Origin of the sequence: Ornithinibacillus proteolyticus, assembly GCF_039581225.1 — a bacterium.
Taxonomy (GTDB): domain Bacteria; phylum Bacillota; class Bacilli; order Bacillales; family Amphibacillaceae; genus Ornithinibacillus; species Ornithinibacillus massiliensis.
The window spans coordinates 24,237-39,779 of record NZ_JBCPXV010000021.1; the positions used below are offsets into that span (position 1 = coordinate 24,237).

The 15,543-nt window shown below is 39.7% G+C and carries 26 protein-coding genes; all 26 read right to left on the bottom strand.

Translation table 11 applies throughout. From position 1 onward, the window contains the following. Window positions 1-20: 20 nt before the first annotated feature. The 26 genes from secY to rpsL all read right to left on the bottom strand — a co-directional run bounded on the left by secY (window position 21) and on the right by rpsL (window position 15,422). Entirely contained in the window at window positions 21-1,313 is a 1,293-nt protein-coding gene (gene secY / locus AAIB49_RS11115) for a preprotein translocase subunit SecY (RefSeq protein ID WP_339217495.1), read from the bottom strand. Continuing rightward, window positions 1,313-1,753 (bottom strand): 50S ribosomal protein L15, encoded by a 441-nt coding sequence (gene rplO, locus AAIB49_RS11120; RefSeq protein ID WP_186871273.1) that lies wholly within the window; start codon window positions 1,751-1,753, stop codon window positions 1,313-1,315. Before rplO ends, secY begins: the two co-directional genes overlap by 1 nt. Before the next feature lie 30 nt (window positions 1,754-1,783). Beyond that, the gene (gene rpmD / locus AAIB49_RS11125; protein ID WP_186871272.1) at window positions 1,784-1,966 is read right to left on the bottom strand and encodes a 50S ribosomal protein L30; all 183 of its coding nucleotides are present in this window, start codon (window positions 1,964-1,966) and stop codon (window positions 1,784-1,786) included. 13 nt (window positions 1,967-1,979) lie between these two features. Continuing rightward, on the bottom strand, window positions 1,980-2,483 hold the full coding sequence (gene rpsE, locus AAIB49_RS11130; protein ID WP_186871271.1) for a 30S ribosomal protein S5: 504 nt from the start codon (window positions 2,481-2,483) through the stop codon (window positions 1,980-1,982). 20 nt (window positions 2,484-2,503) lie between these two features. Further along, on the bottom strand, window positions 2,504-2,866 hold the full coding sequence (rplR, locus tag AAIB49_RS11135) for a 50S ribosomal protein L18 (protein WP_186871270.1): 363 nt from the start codon (window positions 2,864-2,866) through the stop codon (window positions 2,504-2,506). A gap of 30 nt (window positions 2,867-2,896) precedes the next feature. Next, the gene (gene rplF / locus AAIB49_RS11140; RefSeq protein WP_186871269.1) at window positions 2,897-3,433 is read right to left on the bottom strand and encodes a 50S ribosomal protein L6; all 537 of its coding nucleotides are present in this window, start codon (window positions 3,431-3,433) and stop codon (window positions 2,897-2,899) included. 30 nt (window positions 3,434-3,463) lie between these two features. Next, on the bottom strand, window positions 3,464-3,862 hold the full coding sequence (gene rpsH / locus AAIB49_RS11145; RefSeq protein WP_186871268.1) for a 30S ribosomal protein S8: 399 nt from the start codon (window positions 3,860-3,862) through the stop codon (window positions 3,464-3,466). Window positions 3,863-3,891: 29 nt separating this feature from the next. After that, on the bottom strand, window positions 3,892-4,077 hold the full coding sequence (locus AAIB49_RS11150) for a type Z 30S ribosomal protein S14 (RefSeq protein ID WP_186871267.1): 186 nt from the start codon (window positions 4,075-4,077) through the stop codon (window positions 3,892-3,894). Between the two features lie 28 nt (window positions 4,078-4,105). Continuing rightward, window positions 4,106-4,645 carry a 50S ribosomal protein L5 gene (gene rplE, locus AAIB49_RS11155; RefSeq protein WP_186871298.1) on the bottom strand — a complete coding sequence of 180 codons (540 nt, stop codon included), beginning with the start codon at window positions 4,643-4,645 and terminating at the stop codon, window positions 4,106-4,108. Between the two features lie 27 nt (window positions 4,646-4,672). Next, a complete protein-coding gene (rplX, locus tag AAIB49_RS11160) occupies window positions 4,673-4,984 on the bottom strand; it encodes a 50S ribosomal protein L24 (protein ID WP_339217500.1) in 312 nt (103 codons plus the stop codon). A gap of 34 nt (window positions 4,985-5,018) precedes the next feature. Continuing rightward, complete coding sequence (gene rplN / locus AAIB49_RS11165; RefSeq protein ID WP_010095756.1) at window positions 5,019-5,387, bottom strand: 50S ribosomal protein L14; 369 nt, start codon at window positions 5,385-5,387, stop codon at window positions 5,019-5,021. Window positions 5,388-5,430: 43 nt separating this feature from the next. Then, window positions 5,431-5,694 carry a 30S ribosomal protein S17 gene (gene rpsQ, locus AAIB49_RS11170; RefSeq protein WP_186871265.1) on the bottom strand — a complete coding sequence of 88 codons (264 nt, stop codon included), beginning with the start codon at window positions 5,692-5,694 and terminating at the stop codon, window positions 5,431-5,433. 24 nt (window positions 5,695-5,718) lie between these two features. Then, complete coding sequence (rpmC, locus tag AAIB49_RS11175; RefSeq protein ID WP_047983280.1) at window positions 5,719-5,919, bottom strand: 50S ribosomal protein L29; 201 nt, start codon at window positions 5,917-5,919, stop codon at window positions 5,719-5,721. Then, on the bottom strand, window positions 5,909-6,343 hold the full coding sequence (rplP, locus tag AAIB49_RS11180) for a 50S ribosomal protein L16 (protein WP_010095762.1): 435 nt from the start codon (window positions 6,341-6,343) through the stop codon (window positions 5,909-5,911). The genes rpmC and rplP overlap by 11 nt, the downstream gene beginning before the upstream one ends. Window positions 6,344-6,360: 17 nt before the next feature. Beyond that, window positions 6,361-7,002 carry a 30S ribosomal protein S3 gene (rpsC, locus tag AAIB49_RS11185; protein ID WP_186871264.1) on the bottom strand — a complete coding sequence of 214 codons (642 nt, stop codon included), beginning with the start codon at window positions 7,000-7,002 and terminating at the stop codon, window positions 6,361-6,363. Window positions 7,003-7,005: 3 nt separating this feature from the next. Continuing rightward, complete coding sequence (gene rplV, locus AAIB49_RS11190) at window positions 7,006-7,347, bottom strand: 50S ribosomal protein L22 (protein WP_186871263.1); 342 nt, start codon at window positions 7,345-7,347, stop codon at window positions 7,006-7,008. Between the two features lie 18 nt (window positions 7,348-7,365). Next, complete coding sequence (rpsS, locus tag AAIB49_RS11195) at window positions 7,366-7,644, bottom strand: 30S ribosomal protein S19 (RefSeq protein WP_186871262.1); 279 nt, start codon at window positions 7,642-7,644, stop codon at window positions 7,366-7,368. A 56-nt stretch (window positions 7,645-7,700) separates the two neighbouring features. After that, entirely contained in the window at window positions 7,701-8,531 is an 831-nt protein-coding gene (gene rplB / locus AAIB49_RS11200) for a 50S ribosomal protein L2 (protein WP_186871261.1), read from the bottom strand. A 30-nt stretch (window positions 8,532-8,561) separates the two neighbouring features. Next, window positions 8,562-8,849 carry a 50S ribosomal protein L23 gene (gene rplW, locus AAIB49_RS11205; RefSeq protein ID WP_186871260.1) on the bottom strand — a complete coding sequence of 96 codons (288 nt, stop codon included), beginning with the start codon at window positions 8,847-8,849 and terminating at the stop codon, window positions 8,562-8,564. Continuing rightward, window positions 8,849-9,472 carry a 50S ribosomal protein L4 gene (gene rplD / locus AAIB49_RS11210; protein WP_186871259.1) on the bottom strand — a complete coding sequence of 208 codons (624 nt, stop codon included), beginning with the start codon at window positions 9,470-9,472 and terminating at the stop codon, window positions 8,849-8,851. Before rplD ends, rplW begins: the two co-directional genes overlap by 1 nt. Window positions 9,473-9,498: 26 nt before the next feature. Next, window positions 9,499-10,128, bottom strand: coding sequence for a 50S ribosomal protein L3 (gene rplC / locus AAIB49_RS11215; RefSeq protein WP_186871258.1), 630 nt, complete (start codon window positions 10,126-10,128; stop codon window positions 9,499-9,501). Between the two features lie 29 nt (window positions 10,129-10,157). Beyond that, window positions 10,158-10,466 carry a 30S ribosomal protein S10 gene (gene rpsJ, locus AAIB49_RS11220; RefSeq protein ID WP_186871257.1) on the bottom strand — a complete coding sequence of 103 codons (309 nt, stop codon included), beginning with the start codon at window positions 10,464-10,466 and terminating at the stop codon, window positions 10,158-10,160. Between the two features lie 594 nt (window positions 10,467-11,060). Further along, complete coding sequence (gene tuf / locus AAIB49_RS11225) at window positions 11,061-12,251, bottom strand: elongation factor Tu (protein ID WP_186871256.1); 1,191 nt, start codon at window positions 12,249-12,251, stop codon at window positions 11,061-11,063. A gap of 120 nt (window positions 12,252-12,371) precedes the next feature. Beyond that, window positions 12,372-14,450 (bottom strand): elongation factor G, encoded by a 2,079-nt coding sequence (gene fusA / locus AAIB49_RS11230; RefSeq protein WP_343458096.1) that lies wholly within the window; start codon window positions 14,448-14,450, stop codon window positions 12,372-12,374. Window positions 14,451-14,492: 42 nt separating this feature from the next. Continuing rightward, window positions 14,493-14,963 carry a 30S ribosomal protein S7 gene (gene rpsG, locus AAIB49_RS11235; RefSeq protein ID WP_186871254.1) on the bottom strand — a complete coding sequence of 157 codons (471 nt, stop codon included), beginning with the start codon at window positions 14,961-14,963 and terminating at the stop codon, window positions 14,493-14,495. A gap of 39 nt (window positions 14,964-15,002) precedes the next feature. Further along, complete coding sequence (gene rpsL, locus AAIB49_RS11240; RefSeq protein ID WP_186871253.1) at window positions 15,003-15,422, bottom strand: 30S ribosomal protein S12; 420 nt, start codon at window positions 15,420-15,422, stop codon at window positions 15,003-15,005. Between the last annotated feature and the right edge of the window lie 121 nt (window positions 15,423-15,543).

The following is a 15,543-nucleotide window of genomic DNA, read 5'->3' on the forward strand; positions in this document are numbered from 1 at the left end:
CTCGCTTCATTGGCAAATTCTTACTTAATAAATCCTTTGTAGTGTCGCTTCACTAACTGACCTTCTAATTGCTTCATTGTTTGAATTGCTACACCTACAACGATTAGTAGACTTGTGCCGCCGATTTGAATTGATTGTGGAAGACCTGCAAGTTTACCGAATACAATAGGTAGTACGGAAACTGCAGCCAAGAATATTGCTCCTACAAATGTTAAACGATTGATAACACGAGTAAGATACGTTTCAGTATTTTTACCTGGACGAATTCCTGGAATATATCCACCCTGCTTTTGTAAGTTCTCAGCCATTTGCTCAGGATTAACTTGAACAAATGTATAGAAATACGTAAACGCAATAATTAGCGCCACATAGATAAGCATACCTGTTGTTGTTGTATAATCAAAGATCGATTCAATTGTATTAGCAACATTACCATCAAAGAATCCTGCAACAGTTCTTGGAGCCATAATAAAGGCAATCGCGAAGATTACTGGGATAACTCCCGCAGCATTTACTTTTAGAGGTAAATGTGTAGAATGACCACCAACTGGAGAACGATTTACAAGTTTCTTTGCATATTGAATTGGGATCTTACGTAACGCTTGTTGTACGAAAACAACACCAGCCGTGATTGCTATCGCAACTAAAGCTATTAAAGCTACAATAACGATATTGATAAACAGTTCATCTCCAGGATTTGTAAAGTACTGGGCATATAACTGTTCAACAGCGTTCGGTATAGCAGCTACGATACCTGCAAAAATGAGTATCGAAATTCCATTCCCAACTCCATTTGCAGTGATCTGTTCACCTAACCACATTAGGAATGTTGTTCCAGCAGTTAATACTAATGCGATGATAAGGAACTTCATTGGATCTGGATTGGCAATTAAGAAACCACCAGCCATGGCATTGAAGCCAATAGACATGGCTATTGCTTGAACGAATGCAAGGACCACTGTTCCATAACGGGTAACTTGGGCAAGTTTCTTTCTACCCATTTCACCCTGCTTTTTCCATTCAGTAAACTTCGGTACAACATCCATTTGTAGTAATTGCATAATGATTGAAGCTGTAATATAAGGCATTATCCCCATTGCGAAAATGGAGAAATTCATCAATGCCCCACCGCCAAATGTATCTAGAAATCCAAACACATTATTTTGCGAGTTCAAATGTTCAATTGCAGTTTTATCTGTGAATGGCACAGGAATAAATGTGCCTAGACGGAATACAATTAACAAAGCAAGTGTAAAAAATATTTTCCGTCTAATGTCAGCCACGCGCATAAAATTGGAGAATGTACGGAACATTAGATCACCTCTGTTTTACCGCCCGCTTCTTCGATTGCTGCCTTTGCTGAAGCAGAGAACTTATGAGCTTTAACGGTATATTTGTTTTCGACGGAACCATTACCAAGTACTTTAATACCTGATTTTACGTTCTTTACGACACCTGATTCTAATAATAACTCAGGAGTGATTTCTGTGCCGTCTTCAAATCGGTTTAAAACGTCTAAGTTCACTATAGCATATTCTTTACGGTTTATGTTCGTAAATCCACGTTTTGGTAAACGTTGGAATAAAGGCATTTGTCCACCTTCAAATCCAGGACGTACACCACCGCCAGAACGAGCGTTTTGTCCTTTGTGACCACGACCGGAAGTTTTTCCGTTTCCAGATGATGTTCCGCGACCTACACGGTTTCTCTCTTTACGTGAGCCTTCTGCTGGTTTCAATTCATGAAGTTTCATACGAGCACCTCCTCTTTACGCTTCTGTTTATTAACCTTCTTTAACCGTTACAAGATGAGATACTCGGTTAACCATTCCACGAACAGCCGGAGTATCATCAAGAACTACGGTTTGACGAATCTTTTTAAGACCTAGTGCTTCAACAGTTTTCATTTGTTTTTCTTTTGCACCTATTACACTGCGTGTGAGGGTGATTTCTAATTTTTTAGACATAGTGTTTCCCTCCTTATCCTAACAGTTCTTCTACAGACTTTCCTCGTAGTTTTGCTACATCTTCCGCGCGCTTAAGGTTAGTTAAACCATTCATAGTAGCGCGAATCATATTAATTGGTGTGTTAGAACCAAGTGACTTAGTTAAAATATCACCAACACCAGCAAGCTCAAGTACCGCACGAACCGGACCACCAGAGATAACTCCAGTACCTTCAGAAGCTGGTTTCATTAATACACGTCCAGAACCGAATTCTCCATGAATTTCATGTGGAATTGTTGTTCCAACGATCGGTACAGTGATTAAGTTTTTCTTCGCATCATCAACTGCTTTTCTAATTGCATCTGGTACTTCTTGTGCTTTACCAGTACCAAATCCAACATGGCCGTTCTTATCTCCTACAACTACTAATGCAGCAAAACGGAAACGACGTCCACCTTTTACAACTTTTGCTACGCGGTTTACCGCAACAACACGTTCTTCAAGATCTAATTTATTAGGATCGATTACTGTTTTCATCTGTGTCCCTCCTTTTACAATTAAAATTCAAGACCTGCCTCACGAGCAGCATCTGCTAATGCTTTTACACGTCCATGATAAAGGTAGCCTCCACGATCAAATACAACTGATTTATGACCTTTATCTTGGGCACGTTTTGCAATCAATTCTCCAACTTTAGTTGCAGCATCAACACTGCTAGTTGAATCAACGCTTAATTCTTTATCTACAGTAGACGCGCTAACTAATGTTACACCGTTAGTATCATCAATTAACTGTGCATAAATGTGTTTATTTGAACGATACACGTTTAAACGAGGACGCTCAGGTGTTCCGAAAAGATTTTTACGAACACGGTTATGTCTTCTTTTACGTGCAACATTTTTGTCAGGTTTTGTGATCATCTGGGTCACTCCTTTCTCGCCTAACTAACCTTACTTAGCAGTTTTACCTTCTTTACGACGTACATATTCATCAACGTAACGAATACCTTTACCTTTGTAAGGTTCTGGTTTTCTGATAGCTCTAATGTTAGCTGCAACAGCGCCAACTTTTTCTTTATCGATACCTTTAACAATCACAGAAGTGTTGTTTGGAACATCGATTTCAATACCGTCGATTGGATCTATTTCAACTGGATGTGAATATCCAGCGTTTACTACGATTTTATTACCTTGCTTTTGTGCACGATAACCAACACCGATAATTTGAAGATGTTTTTCAAATCCTTTCGATACACCTTCAACCATGTTAGCTAGTAGGCTACGAGTTGTTCCGTGTAATGAACGATGTGTTTTTTGATCACTTGGGCGTTCCACTGTGATCACGTTATCTGCAACAACAATCTTCATATCAGGATGAAATTCTCTAGTTAATTCACCTTTAGGGCCCTTAACTGTAACTGTATTTTCATTAAGTTTTACTTCTACACCACTCGGAATCTCAATTGGCTTAAGTCCTATACGAGACATTCCATGCACCTCCTCATCATAAAAAATTAATTACCAAACATATGCAAGTACTTCGCCACCAACAGCTTGAGCGCGTGCTTCTTTATCAGAAAGTACACCTTTAGATGTTGATACGATTGCAATACCTAAACCGTTTAGTACACGAGGTACTTCACCAGCTTTAGCATAAACACGTAATCCTGGCTTACTAATACGTTTAATACCTGTAATTACTCGTTCTTCATTTACACCGTACTTAAGGAAAATACGCAGAACGCCTTGTTTGTTATCTTCAATAACTTCATAATCACGTACAAAGCCTTCTCTTTTTAGAATATCAGCAATTTCAGTTTTAATTTTAGAAGCAGGAAGTTCTAACTTTTCATGTTTAACCATGTTCGCATTACGAATGCGAGTTAGCATATCTGCGATTGGATCTGTCATAACCATTAATCATTACCTCCTTCCCGAATCGGGGTTTACCAGCTTGCTTTTTTGACACCAGGAATTTGACCTTTATAGGCAAGTTCGCGGAAACAAATACGGCAAAGTTTAAATTTACGCATTACTGAATGCGGACGTCCACAACGTTCACAACGAGTATACTCTTGTACTTGATACTTTTGTGTGCGTTTTTGTTTCGCAATCATTGATTTTTTAGCCACAATTTTCCCTCCTTGTATTAGCTCATGTCTATTTTTGGAAAGGCATGCCAAGCTGAGCTAAAAGTTCACGTGCTTCTTCATCAGTATTAGATGTTGTTACGATAACAATATCCATACCGCGCACTTTACTTACTTTATCGTAATTAATTTCTGGGAAAATTAATTGTTCTTTAACACCTAGCGTGTAGTTACCACGGCCATCAAAAGCTTTTTTAGAAATACCACGGAAGTCACGTACACGTGGTAGAGATACCGCGATTAGCTTTTGTAGGAATTCATACATGCGCTCACCGCGAAGAGTAACTTTCGCACCAATCGGCATTCCTTCACGTAAACGGAATCCTGCTATTGATTTTTTAGCACGTGTAATCATTGGTTTTTGACCAGAAATTAATGCTAGTTCTTCAACTGCGCTATCTAGTGCCTTAGAGTTTTGAACTGCATCACCAACACCCATGTTGATAACGATTTTTTCGATTCCAGGCACTTCCATAACAGACTTGTAATTAAATTTATTCATTAAAGATGGTACAATTTCATCTTGGTATTTTTGTCTTAATTGATTCACCATGTTGCCCTCCTTTCACAGCACATACTATTTATCTAATGCTTCACCGGAACTTTTAGCGATGCGGACTTTCTTTCCATCACGCACTTCGTAACCAACACGTGTTGGTTTGCCGGTCTTTGGATCTACTGGCATCACGTTAGAAACATGAATTGGAGCTTCTTGGTTAAGAATTCCACCTTGTGGATTCTCTTGAGAAGGCTTAGCGTGTTTTTTGATCAAGTTAACACCTTCAACAAGAACGCGATCCTTTTTCGGATATGCTTCTAAAATTGTGCCTGTTTTACCACGGTCTTTACCGGAAATAACAATTACTTTATCACCTTTTTTTACATGCATGCTTTACGCACCTCCTTACAAGGTAATTCTCTTCTTATAGAACTTCTGGAGCTAGAGATACGATTTTCATGAATTGTGCATCACGTAATTCACGTGCAACTGGTCCGAAGATACGAGTTCCTCTTGGACTTTTGTCGTCACGAATGATTACTGCAGCATTTTCATCAAAACGAATATATGAGCCGTCTTTACGACGTACACCAGATTTAGTACGTACAATTACTGCTTTTACAACGTCACCTTTTTTGACAACGCCTCCTGGTGTTGCTTGTTTTACGGAACAAACAATAACATCACCGATATTAGCAGTTTTGCGACCTGAGCCACCTAGTACTTTAATCGTAAGTAACTCACGTGCACCAGAGTTATCTGCAACTTTTAAGCGTGTTTCCTGTTGAATCATACGCTTTAAACCTCCCTTCGGATACCTTCCGAGCGAAACTTTATTATATAATTACCGCTTCTTCAACGATTTCAACTAGACGGAAGCGTTTAGTTGATGATAACGGACGAGTCTCCATAATACGAACGATATCACCAGTTTTTGCTTGATTGTTCTCATCATGTGCTTTAAATTTCTTAGAATATTTAACACGTTTACCATATAATTTATGGTTTTTGTAAGTTTCAACTAAAACTGTGATTGTTTTATCCATTTTATCTGAAACTACACGGCCTGTATATACTTTACGATTATTACGTTCAGTCATTTTGAGGCTAACCTCCTCTCATTATCAGTTGTTTACGCTTAGTTCGCGTTGACGGACAACAGTTTTCATACGAGCAATGGTCTTTCTTACTTCACGAATACGTGCAGTGTTCTCAAGTTGACCAGTTGCTAGTTGGAAGCGTAAATTAAATAACTCTTCTTTTAAAGATTTAAGTTTTTGTTCAATTTCGGCAGTGGTTAGTTCTCTGATATCATTAGCCTTCATTGATTTCACCACCAATTTCTTCACGTTTTACGAATTTAGTTTTGATTGGAAGTTTGTGAGAAGCAAGACGTAATGCTTCACGAGCAACCTCTTCAGATACTCCAGCAATTTCAAACATAACTTTTCCAGGCTTAACTACAGCAACCCATCCTTCAGGAGCACCTTTACCAGAACCCATTCGGACTTCTAGAGGCTTCGCTGTATACGGCTTATCTGGGAAAATTTTGATCCATACTTTACCGCCACGTTTCATGTAACGAGTCATAGCGATACGAGCAGCTTCTATTTGACGACTTGTAATCCAAGAAGCCTCAAGAGCTTGTATTCCATATTCACCAAAAGTAACTTGAGTACCACCTTTTGCTTGGCCTCTCATTTTACCACGATGTTGTCTACGATATTTAACACGTTTAGGCATTAACATGTTTATAGCCCCCTTCCTTATTTGTTCGATTTAGTTGGAAGGACTTCACCACGATAGATCCACACTTTAATACCAAGTTTACCGTACGTAGTATCAGCTTCTGCTGTTGCATAGTCGATATCAGCACGTAATGTGTGTAGTGGAACAGTTCCTTCACTGTAATGTTCAGCACGAGCAATATCTGCGCCACCTAGACGACCAGATACCTGTGTTTTAATTCCTTTTGCACCAGCACGCATAGCACGTTGGATAGCTTGCTTTTGTGCACGACGGAATGAAATACGATTTTCTAATTGACGAGCAATATTTTCTGCAACTAGCTTAGCATTAACATCAACTTTCTTGATTTCAACAATATTGATGTGAACACGTTTGCCAGTTAAACTGTTTAATGAGTTACGTAGAGCTTCTACTTCAGATCCGCCTTTACCAATAACCATACCTGGTTTACCAGTGTGAATTGTTACGTTTACGCGATTAGCTGCACGTTCAATTTCAACATGGGAAACAGCTGCGGTTTTTAGACGGTTTTCAAGATATTCTCTGATTTTAATATCTTCATGTAGTAAGTCTGCATAGTCTTTGCCAGCATACCATTTAGACTCCCAGTCTTTAATGATACCAACGCGAAGACCTGTTGGATTCACTTTTTGACCCACTAACTATCCCTCCTTCTTTTCTGTTACAACCACTGTAATGTGGCTAGTGCGCTTATTAATCTTGCTTGCACGTCCTTGAGCGCGTGGACGGAAACGTTTTAAAGTAACACCTTCATTAACGAATGCTTCAGAAATCACTAGATTATCTGGATCCATTTCGTAGTTGTGTTCTGCGTTTGCGATTGCAGATTTTAACACTTTCTCTACAACTGGAGAAGCACCGCGTTGTGTGTGGCGTAAAATAGCAATTGCTTCGCCAACTTGTTTTCCTCGAATTAAATCAACGACTAATCGCACTTTACGAGGAGCAATACGAACTGATTTAGCTACGGCTTTAGCTTGCATTTAGAGCGCCTCCTCTCATTAGCGTTTTGTTTTCTTATCGTCACTTGCATGTCCTTTGTACGTACGAGTTGGAGCAAATTCACCTAATTTATGTCCAACCATGTCCTCTGTAACAAATACAGGAACATGTTTACGTCCATCATAAACAGCAATAGTGTGCCCGATGAATGTCGGGAAAATAGTAGAACGACGTGACCAAGTTTTAATAACTTGTTTTTTGTCAGATTCATTTAGTTCATCAATTTTTTTCAATAGATGGTCATCTGCAAAAGGTCCCTTTTTTAAACTACGACCCATGGATAAACCTCCTTTCGAAGTTCCAAGATGGGAGTTATTCCCACCTTAAATTACGATTATTTTTTACGTTTACGCACAATATACTTATCTGAAGCTTTATTACGTTTACGCGTCTTATAACCAAGAGTTGGTTTGCCCCAAGGTGACATTGGTGATTTACGTCCGATAGGTGCACGTCCTTCACCACCACCGTGTGGGTGATCGTTCGGGTTCATAACAGATCCACGTACAGTTGGGCGAATACCTTTCCAACGAGAACGTCCTGCTTTACCGACACGAATTAATTCATGTTCTAAGTTACCTACTTGACCTACTGTTGCACGGCAAGTTGATAAAATTAAACGAACTTCACCAGAAGCTAAACGCACTAATGTGTATTTTTCTTCACGACCAAGGATTTGAGCTTCAGCACCCGCAGAACGAGCTAACTGTCCGCCATTTCCTGGTTTAAGTTCGATATTGTGAATTACTGTACCTACTGGAATGTTTGCTAACGGAAGAGCGTTACCCACTTTAATATCCGCGCTTTCACCAGATTCAATTACTTGACCTACTTGTAAGCCTTTTGGTGCAAGAATATAACGCTTCTCACCATCAGCGTAGTTGATTAATGCAATGTTAGCGGTACGGTTTGGATCGTATTCGATAGTAGCAACTTTACCTGGAATACCATCTTTGTCACGTTTGAAATCGATGATACGATATTGACGCTTGTGACCGCCACCTTGATGACGAACGGTTAATTTCCCTTGGTTGTTACGTCCACCACGTTTTGGTAGAGGTGCTAATAGGGATTTTTCCGGTTGATCTGTAGTGATTTCTGCAAAATCAGATACAGACATGTTACGTCTACCATTAGTGGTAGGTTTAAATTTTTTAATCGCCATCTTGTTTTCCCTCCTTCACTTATTTACTTTTTAACCTTCAAAGAAGTCTAGATCTTTGCTGTCAGCAGATAGCTGAACGATAGCTTTTTTGCGATTTGGGCGGAAACCACCGTAACGACCCATTCGCTTGAATTTACCTTTTAAGTTCATAGTGTTAACTTTTTCAACTTTTACACCAAAGATTTCTTCAACAGCATCTTTGATTTGTGTTCTGTTAGCTTTCGTACTAACTTCGAACGTATATTTCTTCTCTGCCATTAGATCTGCAGAGTGTTCAGTGATGACAGGGCGCTTAATAATATCACGTGCATCAGTCATTATGCAAGCACCTCCCCTGCTTTTTCAGCTGCATCTTTCGTTAAGATCAACTTGTCATGCATTAATAAATCAAGAACGTTTACTTCTGTAACTGTAAGAACTTTAACCCCTTGAAGGTTATTAGCAGAACGTACTACGTTCTCGTCAGTGTCAGCAGTAACGATAAGAGCTTTTTCATTTACGTTTAAAGCACCTAGCATTTTTACAACTTCTTTTGTTTTAGGAGCATCTAGTGCAAGACTTTCTAAAACAACTAAGTTTTCTTCTTGTACTTTAGAAGATAATGCTGATTTAAGAGCTAAACGACGAACTTTCTTTGGTAGTTTGTAGCTGTAGCTACGAGGTGTAGGTCCGAAAACAACTCCACCGCCTACCCATTGTGGTGAGCGAATAGAACCTTGACGCGCGCGACCTGTACCTTTTTGACGCCATGGTTTGCGTCCACCACCGCGAACATCAGAACGATTTTTAACAGCGTGTGTACCTTGACGCATAGACGCACGTTGCATAACTACCGCTTCGTGTAAAACGTGTGTATTAGGCTCAATACCAAATACAGACGCGTTTAATTCGATTTCACCTGCTTGTGAACCATCTTGTTTAAATAGTGCTACTTTAGGCATGACATATCCTCCCTTCGTATATATGATTAGTTAGCCTTAACTGCACTCGTGATTTTTACGAATGATTTTTTAGCACCTGGCACATTACCTTTGATTAATAGCAGGTTGCGATCAACGTCAACACTTACTACTTCAAGGTTTTGGATTGTTACTTGCTCTTGACCCATGTGACCTGGTAAGTTTTTGCCTGGGAATACGCGCATTGCATCAATTGCACCCATTGAACCTGGAGCTCTATGGTAGTGAGAACCGTGAGACATAGGTCCACGTGATTGACCATGACGTTTAATTGAACCCTGGAAACCTTTACCTTTAGAAGTTCCAGTTACATCAACTTTTTCACCAGCTTGGAAAATTTCAACGCTAACTTCTTGACCTACTTCATATTCATCAAGATTAGCGTTACGGATTTCACGAACGTAGCGCTTAGGGGTTGTGTTTGCTTTTTCAGCATGACCTTTCTCCGCTTTGTTAGTACGTGATTCCTTAAGATCTTGGAAACCGATTTGAATCGCTTCGTATCCATCGTTTTCAAGAGTTCTTTTTTGTAATACTACGTTAGGCTCAGCCTGAACAACTGTTACCGGGATTAATTCTCCGTTTTCATTAAACAATTGAGTCATGCCGATTTTTCGACCTAAGATTCCTTTCGTCATCCGTTACACCTCCTATTTAAAAACAAATTTTATAGTTTAATTTCAATGTCAACACCAGATGGTAAGTCTAAACGCATTAGCGAATCTACTGTTTGCGGTGTTGGGTTTACGATATCGATTAGACGTTTATGTGTACGCATCTCGAATTGCTCACGTGAGTCTTTGTATTTATGAACCGCACGTAAGATTGTGTAGACAGCCTTCTCTGTAGGTAATGGAATCGGACCAGACACTTTCGCACCAGAACGCTTCGCAGTATCTACGATTTTTTCAGCAGACTGATCTAAAATACGATGATCATATGCTTTTAAACGAATTCTAATTTTATCTTTTGCCATTATTTTCCCTCCTTTATCGCCCATATTATTATAGACATACTCCGTGAAAATTTCTTAGCCACCGCCCATGGCAAAGGGGCCGGGTGTGCCAACAACCTTCCACATCATCGCCTGAAACGACCAACATTCTTATTATATAGAATATACGTGGTCATTGCAACCCTTTTTTAGTTATAAAACTAATTTGTTGCACATCTATGTATTATACTTAGTAATCTTAGTGATTGCAAGGATTCTAGGGAGTTTTTTGTTGGGAAAGTTTGGTTTTAACGATGTGGTAGATCGATTCATAGTCCCTTATCATCATTCCACCATTACTATATGAACTGCTATAGCAATATGGTGACGTTCTATGCGAGATAAATACGATGATGCTAGTGCGCCTTTCTCAAGAATAAAGCAGCATCTTTAGGTAGCTTGTAAGCTACTAATCCTTCTTTGTCACCTTACGAAACAAATTTCAGTACAGTATATTGCATTCTAAGCTTCGGGCAACTTATCTACTATACCCCTTATGCCTGAAATGATTGCACTAATCCTTTATACAAAAAAGACAACCGAACAATCGGCTGTCTTTATATATGATTCATTTAATTATTTTTGGATAGAAGATACTACGCCTGATCCTACAGTACGTCCACCTTCACGAATAGAGAAACGAGTTCCTTCTTCGATAGCGATTGGAGAAATTAGTTCAACATCCATTTCGATGTTGTCTCCAGGCATAACCATTTCTACTCCTTCTGGTAAGTTGATAACACCAGTTACGTCAGTTGTACGGAAGTAGAACTGTGGACGGTAGTTTGAGAAGAATGGAGTATGACGTCCACCTTCTTCTTTAGATAATACGTAAACTTCAGCTTTGAAGTTAGTGTGTGGAGTAATTGTACCTGGTTTTGCAAGTACTTGACCACGGTTGATATCTTCACGAGAAACACCACGTAGAAGTGCACCAATGTTATCTCCAGCTTCAGCATAATCAAGAAGCTTACGGAACATTTCAACACCAGTTACAGTAGTTTTGCTTGATTCTTCTTGAAGACCGATGATTTCAACTTCGTCTCCAACTTTAACTTGACCGCGTTCTACACGACCAGTTGCAACTGTACCACGACCAGTGATTGAGAATACGTCCTCAACTGGCATCATGAATGGCTTATCAGTGTCACGTTCTGGAGTTGGAACATACTCATCTACAGCATTCATTAATTCAACGATTGCTTCTTCGTATTGAGCGTCTCCTTCAAGAGCTTTAAGAGCAGAACCTTTGATTACTGGTACATCATCACCAGGGAAGTCATATTCAGATAATAGATCACGAACTTCCATTTCAACTAGTTCTAATAATTCTTCATCGTCAACCATATCTACTTTGTTTAGGAATACTACGATTGTAGGTACACCAACGTTTTTAGAAAGTAGGATGTGCTCACGAGTTTGTGGCATTGGACCATCAGCAGCAGATACTACTAGGATAGCTCCGTCCATTTGTGCAGCACCAGTGATCATGTTTTTAACATAGTCAGCGTGTCCTGGGCAGTCTACGTGTGCATAGTGACGAGTTTCAGTTTCATACTCAACGTGAGAAGTCGCGATAGTGATTCCACGTTCTTTTTCTTCAGGTGCACCGTCGATTTGGTCATATGCCATCGCAGTACCTTTACCACTTTTCTTAGCCATTACAGTTGTAATAGCAGCTGTTAATGTAGTTTTACCATGGTCAACGTGTCCAATTGTTCCAATGTTAACGTGACTTTTAGAGCGGTCGAATTTTTCTTTAGCCATTTATATTTCCTCCTTAAATAAATGAAAGATTGTAAGTATATGTTGGAGCTAAGAAATAGCAGCTTGTGTTATTTCTTAGCTTACAATAAAAGTTATACTTGAGAATGATAAAAAAATCAATTATTCTCCAGCATTTTTCTTAATAATTTCTTCAGAGATGCTCTTCGGTACTTCTTCATAATGATCGAAGTGCATTGTGTAAGTTCCACGTCCTTGAGTGTTTGAACGTAATGCTGTTGCATATCCAAACATTTCTGATAGAGGAACAAACGCTTTAACAACCTGTTGGTTACCGCGTGCTTCCATTCCTTCTACACGTCCACGACGAGAAGTGATGTCACCCATAATATCTCCAAGATATTCTTCAGGGATTACAACTTCCACTTTCATCATTGGTTCAAGAATTACAGGGTTACACTTACTTTTAGCAGCTTTAAGTGCCATTGATGCAGCAACTTTAAACGCCATTTCGTTAGAGTCGACATCATGGTAGCTACCATCAAATAGAGAAGCTTTAATGTCGATTACAGGGAACCCAGCTAATACACCGTTTTCCATTGCTTCTTTAATACCTTGTTCAACAGCAGGGATGTATTCACGTGGTACTACACCACCAACGATGTTGTTTTGGAATTCAAATCCTGCGCCCTCTTCGTTTGGTTCAAATTTGATCCAAACGTGACCGTATTGTCCACGTCCACCAGACTGACGTACGAATTTACCTTCGACTTCAGCAGCAGCACGGAATGTTTCACGGTATGCAACCTGTGGTGCACCAACGTTTGCTTCAACTTTGAATTCACGTTTTAGACGGTCAACAATGATGTCTAGGTGAAGCTCACCCATACCAGAGATGATTGTTTGACCAGTTTCTGGATTTGTTTCCGTTCTGAAAGTTGGATCTTCTTCTGCAAGTTTACCAAGTGCAATACCCATTTTATCTTGGTCTGCTTTCGTTTTTGGTTCGATAGCAACATCAATAACTGGTTCTGGGAATTCCATGGACTCTAAGATTACAAGATTCTTCTCGTCACATAGAGTATCACCTGTTGAAGTATCTTTCAGACCTACAGCTGCAGCGATTTCACCTGCATATACTCTAGAAATTTCTTCACGAGTGTTTGCGTGCATTTGCAGGATACGACCTACACGCTCACGCTTATCTTTTACAGAGTTACGTACATATGATCCAGAATCTAATGTTCCTGAGTAAACACGGAAGAATGTTAATTTACCCACGAAAGGATCTGTCATAACTTTGAAAGCTAACGCTGCGAAAGGTTCGTCATCAGAAGATGGACGAGTTACTTTCTCATCTGAACCAGGAAGTGTACCTTCAATTGCTGGTACATCTACTGGAGATGGTAGGTAATCAATAACACCATCTAGCATTAATTGAACACCTTTGTTTTTGAACGCTGATCCACAGAATACTGGATAGAACTCAACGTTTACTGTAGCTTTACGAATAACTGCTTTTAATTCCTCATTAGAGATTTCTTCTCCGTCAAGGTATTTCATCATTAGCTCTTCGTCTAATTCAGATACAGCTTCTACTAAGCTAGTACGTAATTCCTCTGCTTGATCTTTTAAATCAGCTGGGATTTCACGTGCTTCAGAACGAGTTCCTAAATCATCCTCATAGAAGTAAGCTTCCATTTCGATTAAGTCGATGATTCCTTGGAATTCATCTTCTGCACCGATTGGGAATTGTACTGGGTGTGCATTAGCACCTAGACGTTCTTTTAATGTACCTACAGAGTATAGGAAATCTGCACCTGTTTTATCCATTTTGTTGATAAATACAATACGTGGTACTCCATAAGTTGTTGCTTGGCGCCAAACTGTTTCAGTTTGAGGCTCAACCCCTGATTGAGCATCAAGTACTGTAACCGCACCATCAAGTACACGTAATGAACGTTCAACTTCTACTGTGAAGTCTACGTGCCCAGGTGTATCGATGATGTTGATACGGTGACCTTTCCATTGAGCAGTTGTAGCAGCAGAAGTGATTGTAATTCCGCGCTCTTGCTCTTGCTCCATCCAGTCCATTTGTGAAGCACCTTCGTGTGTTTCACCAATCTTGTGAATGCGTCCTGTATAGAAAAGAATACGCTCAGTTGTAGTGGTTTTACCTGCATCAATGTGAGCCATAATACCAATATTGCGCGTCTTTTCCAAGGAGAACTCTCTTGCCATGTATTCTTCTCCTTCCTGTTAAAACCTTTATTTTTATTTATATTACCAACGATAGTGAGCAAACGCTTTGTTTGCTTCTGCCATTTTGTGCATATCTTCGCGTTTTTTAACAGATGCACCTGTATTATTTGAAGCATCTAGAATTTCATTCGCTAAACGCTCTTCCATTGTTTTTTCTCCGCGTAAACGTGCGTAGTTAACAATGTAACGTAAACCTAAAGTTTGACGGCGTTCCGGACGAACTTCAACCGGTACTTGGTAGTTAGAACCACCAACACGGCGTGCACGTACTTCAAGTACTGGCATAACGTTTTTCATAGCTTGCTCAAACACTTCCATCGGATTTTGTCCGCTGCGTTGTTCAACTAGTTCAAAAGCGTTATAAAGAATCTTTTGAGCAATGCCTCGTTTTCCATCCTCCATGATTTGGTTGATTAAACGAGTTACTAGTTTTGAATTATAAATTGGATCTGGCAAGACATCGCGCTTAGGTACTGGTCCTTTACGTGGCATATGTCCCCCTCCTTTCCTGTATCATGTTGTTAAAAAGAGTTATTTTTTCTCTTTAGGGCGTTTTGTACCGTATTTAGAACGACCTTGCATACGACCGTCTACTCCAGCAGTATCAAGTGCTCCACGAACAATGTGATAACGTACCCCCGGTAAGTCTTTTACACGTCCACCACGGATTAAAACTACACTGTGCTCCTGTAGGTTATGACCAATACCAGGAATGTATGCAGTTACCTCCATGTTGTTTGATAAACGAACACGAGCATATTTACGTAAAGCTGAGTTCGGTTTTTTAGGAGTTAGTGTACCAACACGAGTACATACGCCACGTTTTTGTGGAGAGTTTTCATCAGTTAGAGACTTTTTGAAACTGTTGTACCCTTTGTTAAGTGCTGGTGAGTTAGATTTCTTAGGTTTGCTTACGCGACCTTTGCGGACAAGTTGGTTAATTGTAGGCATTATGTTGTCCTCCCTTCTTTTCTTTGGTTAGTAATTAGCTAGTTTATACCGTTTTGTAATTCCACACATCCAGGCGGTTCATCTTAAGGTAAAAAACAAAGCTTTCGCAAGAGTGCCTCTT

Coding starts and splice junctions, on each gene's coding strand:
- fusA (WP_343458096.1), bottom strand. CDS start 14,450: ATGGCAAGAGAGTTCTCCTTGGAAAAGACGCGCAATATTGGTATTATG.
- rplC (WP_186871258.1), bottom strand. CDS start 10,128: ATGACGAAAGGAATCTTAGGTCGAAAAATCGGCATGACTCAATTGTTT.
- rplF (WP_186871269.1), bottom strand. CDS start 3,433: ATGTCTCGTATAGGACTTAAGCCAATTGAGATTCCGAGTGGTGTAGAA.
- rplX (WP_339217500.1), bottom strand. CDS start 4,984: ATGCATGTAAAAAAAGGTGATAAAGTAATTGTTATTTCCGGTAAAGAC.
- tuf (WP_186871256.1), bottom strand. CDS start 12,251: ATGGCTAAAGAAAAATTCGACCGCTCTAAAAGTCACGTTAACATTGGA.
- rplR (WP_186871270.1), bottom strand. CDS start 2,866: ATGATCACAAAACCTGACAAAAATGTTGCACGTAAAAGAAGACATAAC.
- rplV (WP_186871263.1), bottom strand. CDS start 7,347: ATGCAAGCTAAAGCCGTAGCTAAATCAGTTCGTATTGCTCCTCGTAAA.
- rplW (WP_186871260.1), bottom strand. CDS start 8,849: ATGACTGATGCACGTGATATTATTAAGCGCCCTGTCATCACTGAACAC.
- rplO (WP_186871273.1), bottom strand. CDS start 1,753: ATGAAACTTCATGAATTGAAACCAGCAGAAGGCTCACGTAAAGAGAGA.
- rpmC (WP_047983280.1), bottom strand. CDS start 5,919: ATGAAGGCTAATGATATCAGAGAACTAACCACTGCCGAAATTGAACAA.
- rplN (WP_010095756.1), bottom strand. CDS start 5,387: ATGATTCAACAGGAAACACGCTTAAAAGTTGCAGATAACTCTGGTGCA.
- rpsE (WP_186871271.1), bottom strand. CDS start 2,483: ATGAAAACAGTAATCGATCCTAATAAATTAGATCTTGAAGAACGTGTT.
- rpmD (WP_186871272.1), bottom strand. CDS start 1,966: ATGTCTAAAAAATTAGAAATCACCCTCACACGCAGTGTAATAGGTGCA.
- rpsG (WP_186871254.1), bottom strand. CDS start 14,963: ATGCCACGTAAAGGACCAGTACCTAAGCGCGATGTCTTGCCAGATCCA.
- rplD (WP_186871259.1), bottom strand. CDS start 9,472: ATGCCTAAAGTAGCACTATTTAAACAAGATGGTTCACAAGCAGGTGAA.
- secY (WP_339217495.1), bottom strand. CDS start 1,313: ATGTTCCGTACATTCTCCAATTTTATGCGCGTGGCTGACATTAGACGG.
- rplB (WP_186871261.1), bottom strand. CDS start 8,531: ATGGCGATTAAAAAATTTAAACCTACCACTAATGGTAGACGTAACATG.
- rplP (WP_010095762.1), bottom strand. CDS start 6,343: ATGTTAATGCCTAAACGTGTTAAATATCGTAGACAACATCGTGGTAAA.
- rpsS (WP_186871262.1), bottom strand. CDS start 7,644: ATGGGTCGTAGTTTAAAAAAGGGACCTTTTGCAGATGACCATCTATTG.
- rpsH (WP_186871268.1), bottom strand. CDS start 3,862: ATGGTTATGACAGATCCAATCGCAGATATGCTAACTCGCATTCGTAAT.
- rpsL (WP_186871253.1), bottom strand. CDS start 15,422: ATGCCTACAATTAACCAACTTGTCCGCAAAGGTCGCGTAAGCAAACCT.
- rpsJ (WP_186871257.1), bottom strand. CDS start 10,466: ATGGCAAAAGATAAAATTAGAATTCGTTTAAAAGCATATGATCATCGT.
- rpsQ (WP_186871265.1), bottom strand. CDS start 5,694: ATGACTGAACGTAATAATCGTAAAGTATATACAGGCCGTGTAGTTTCA.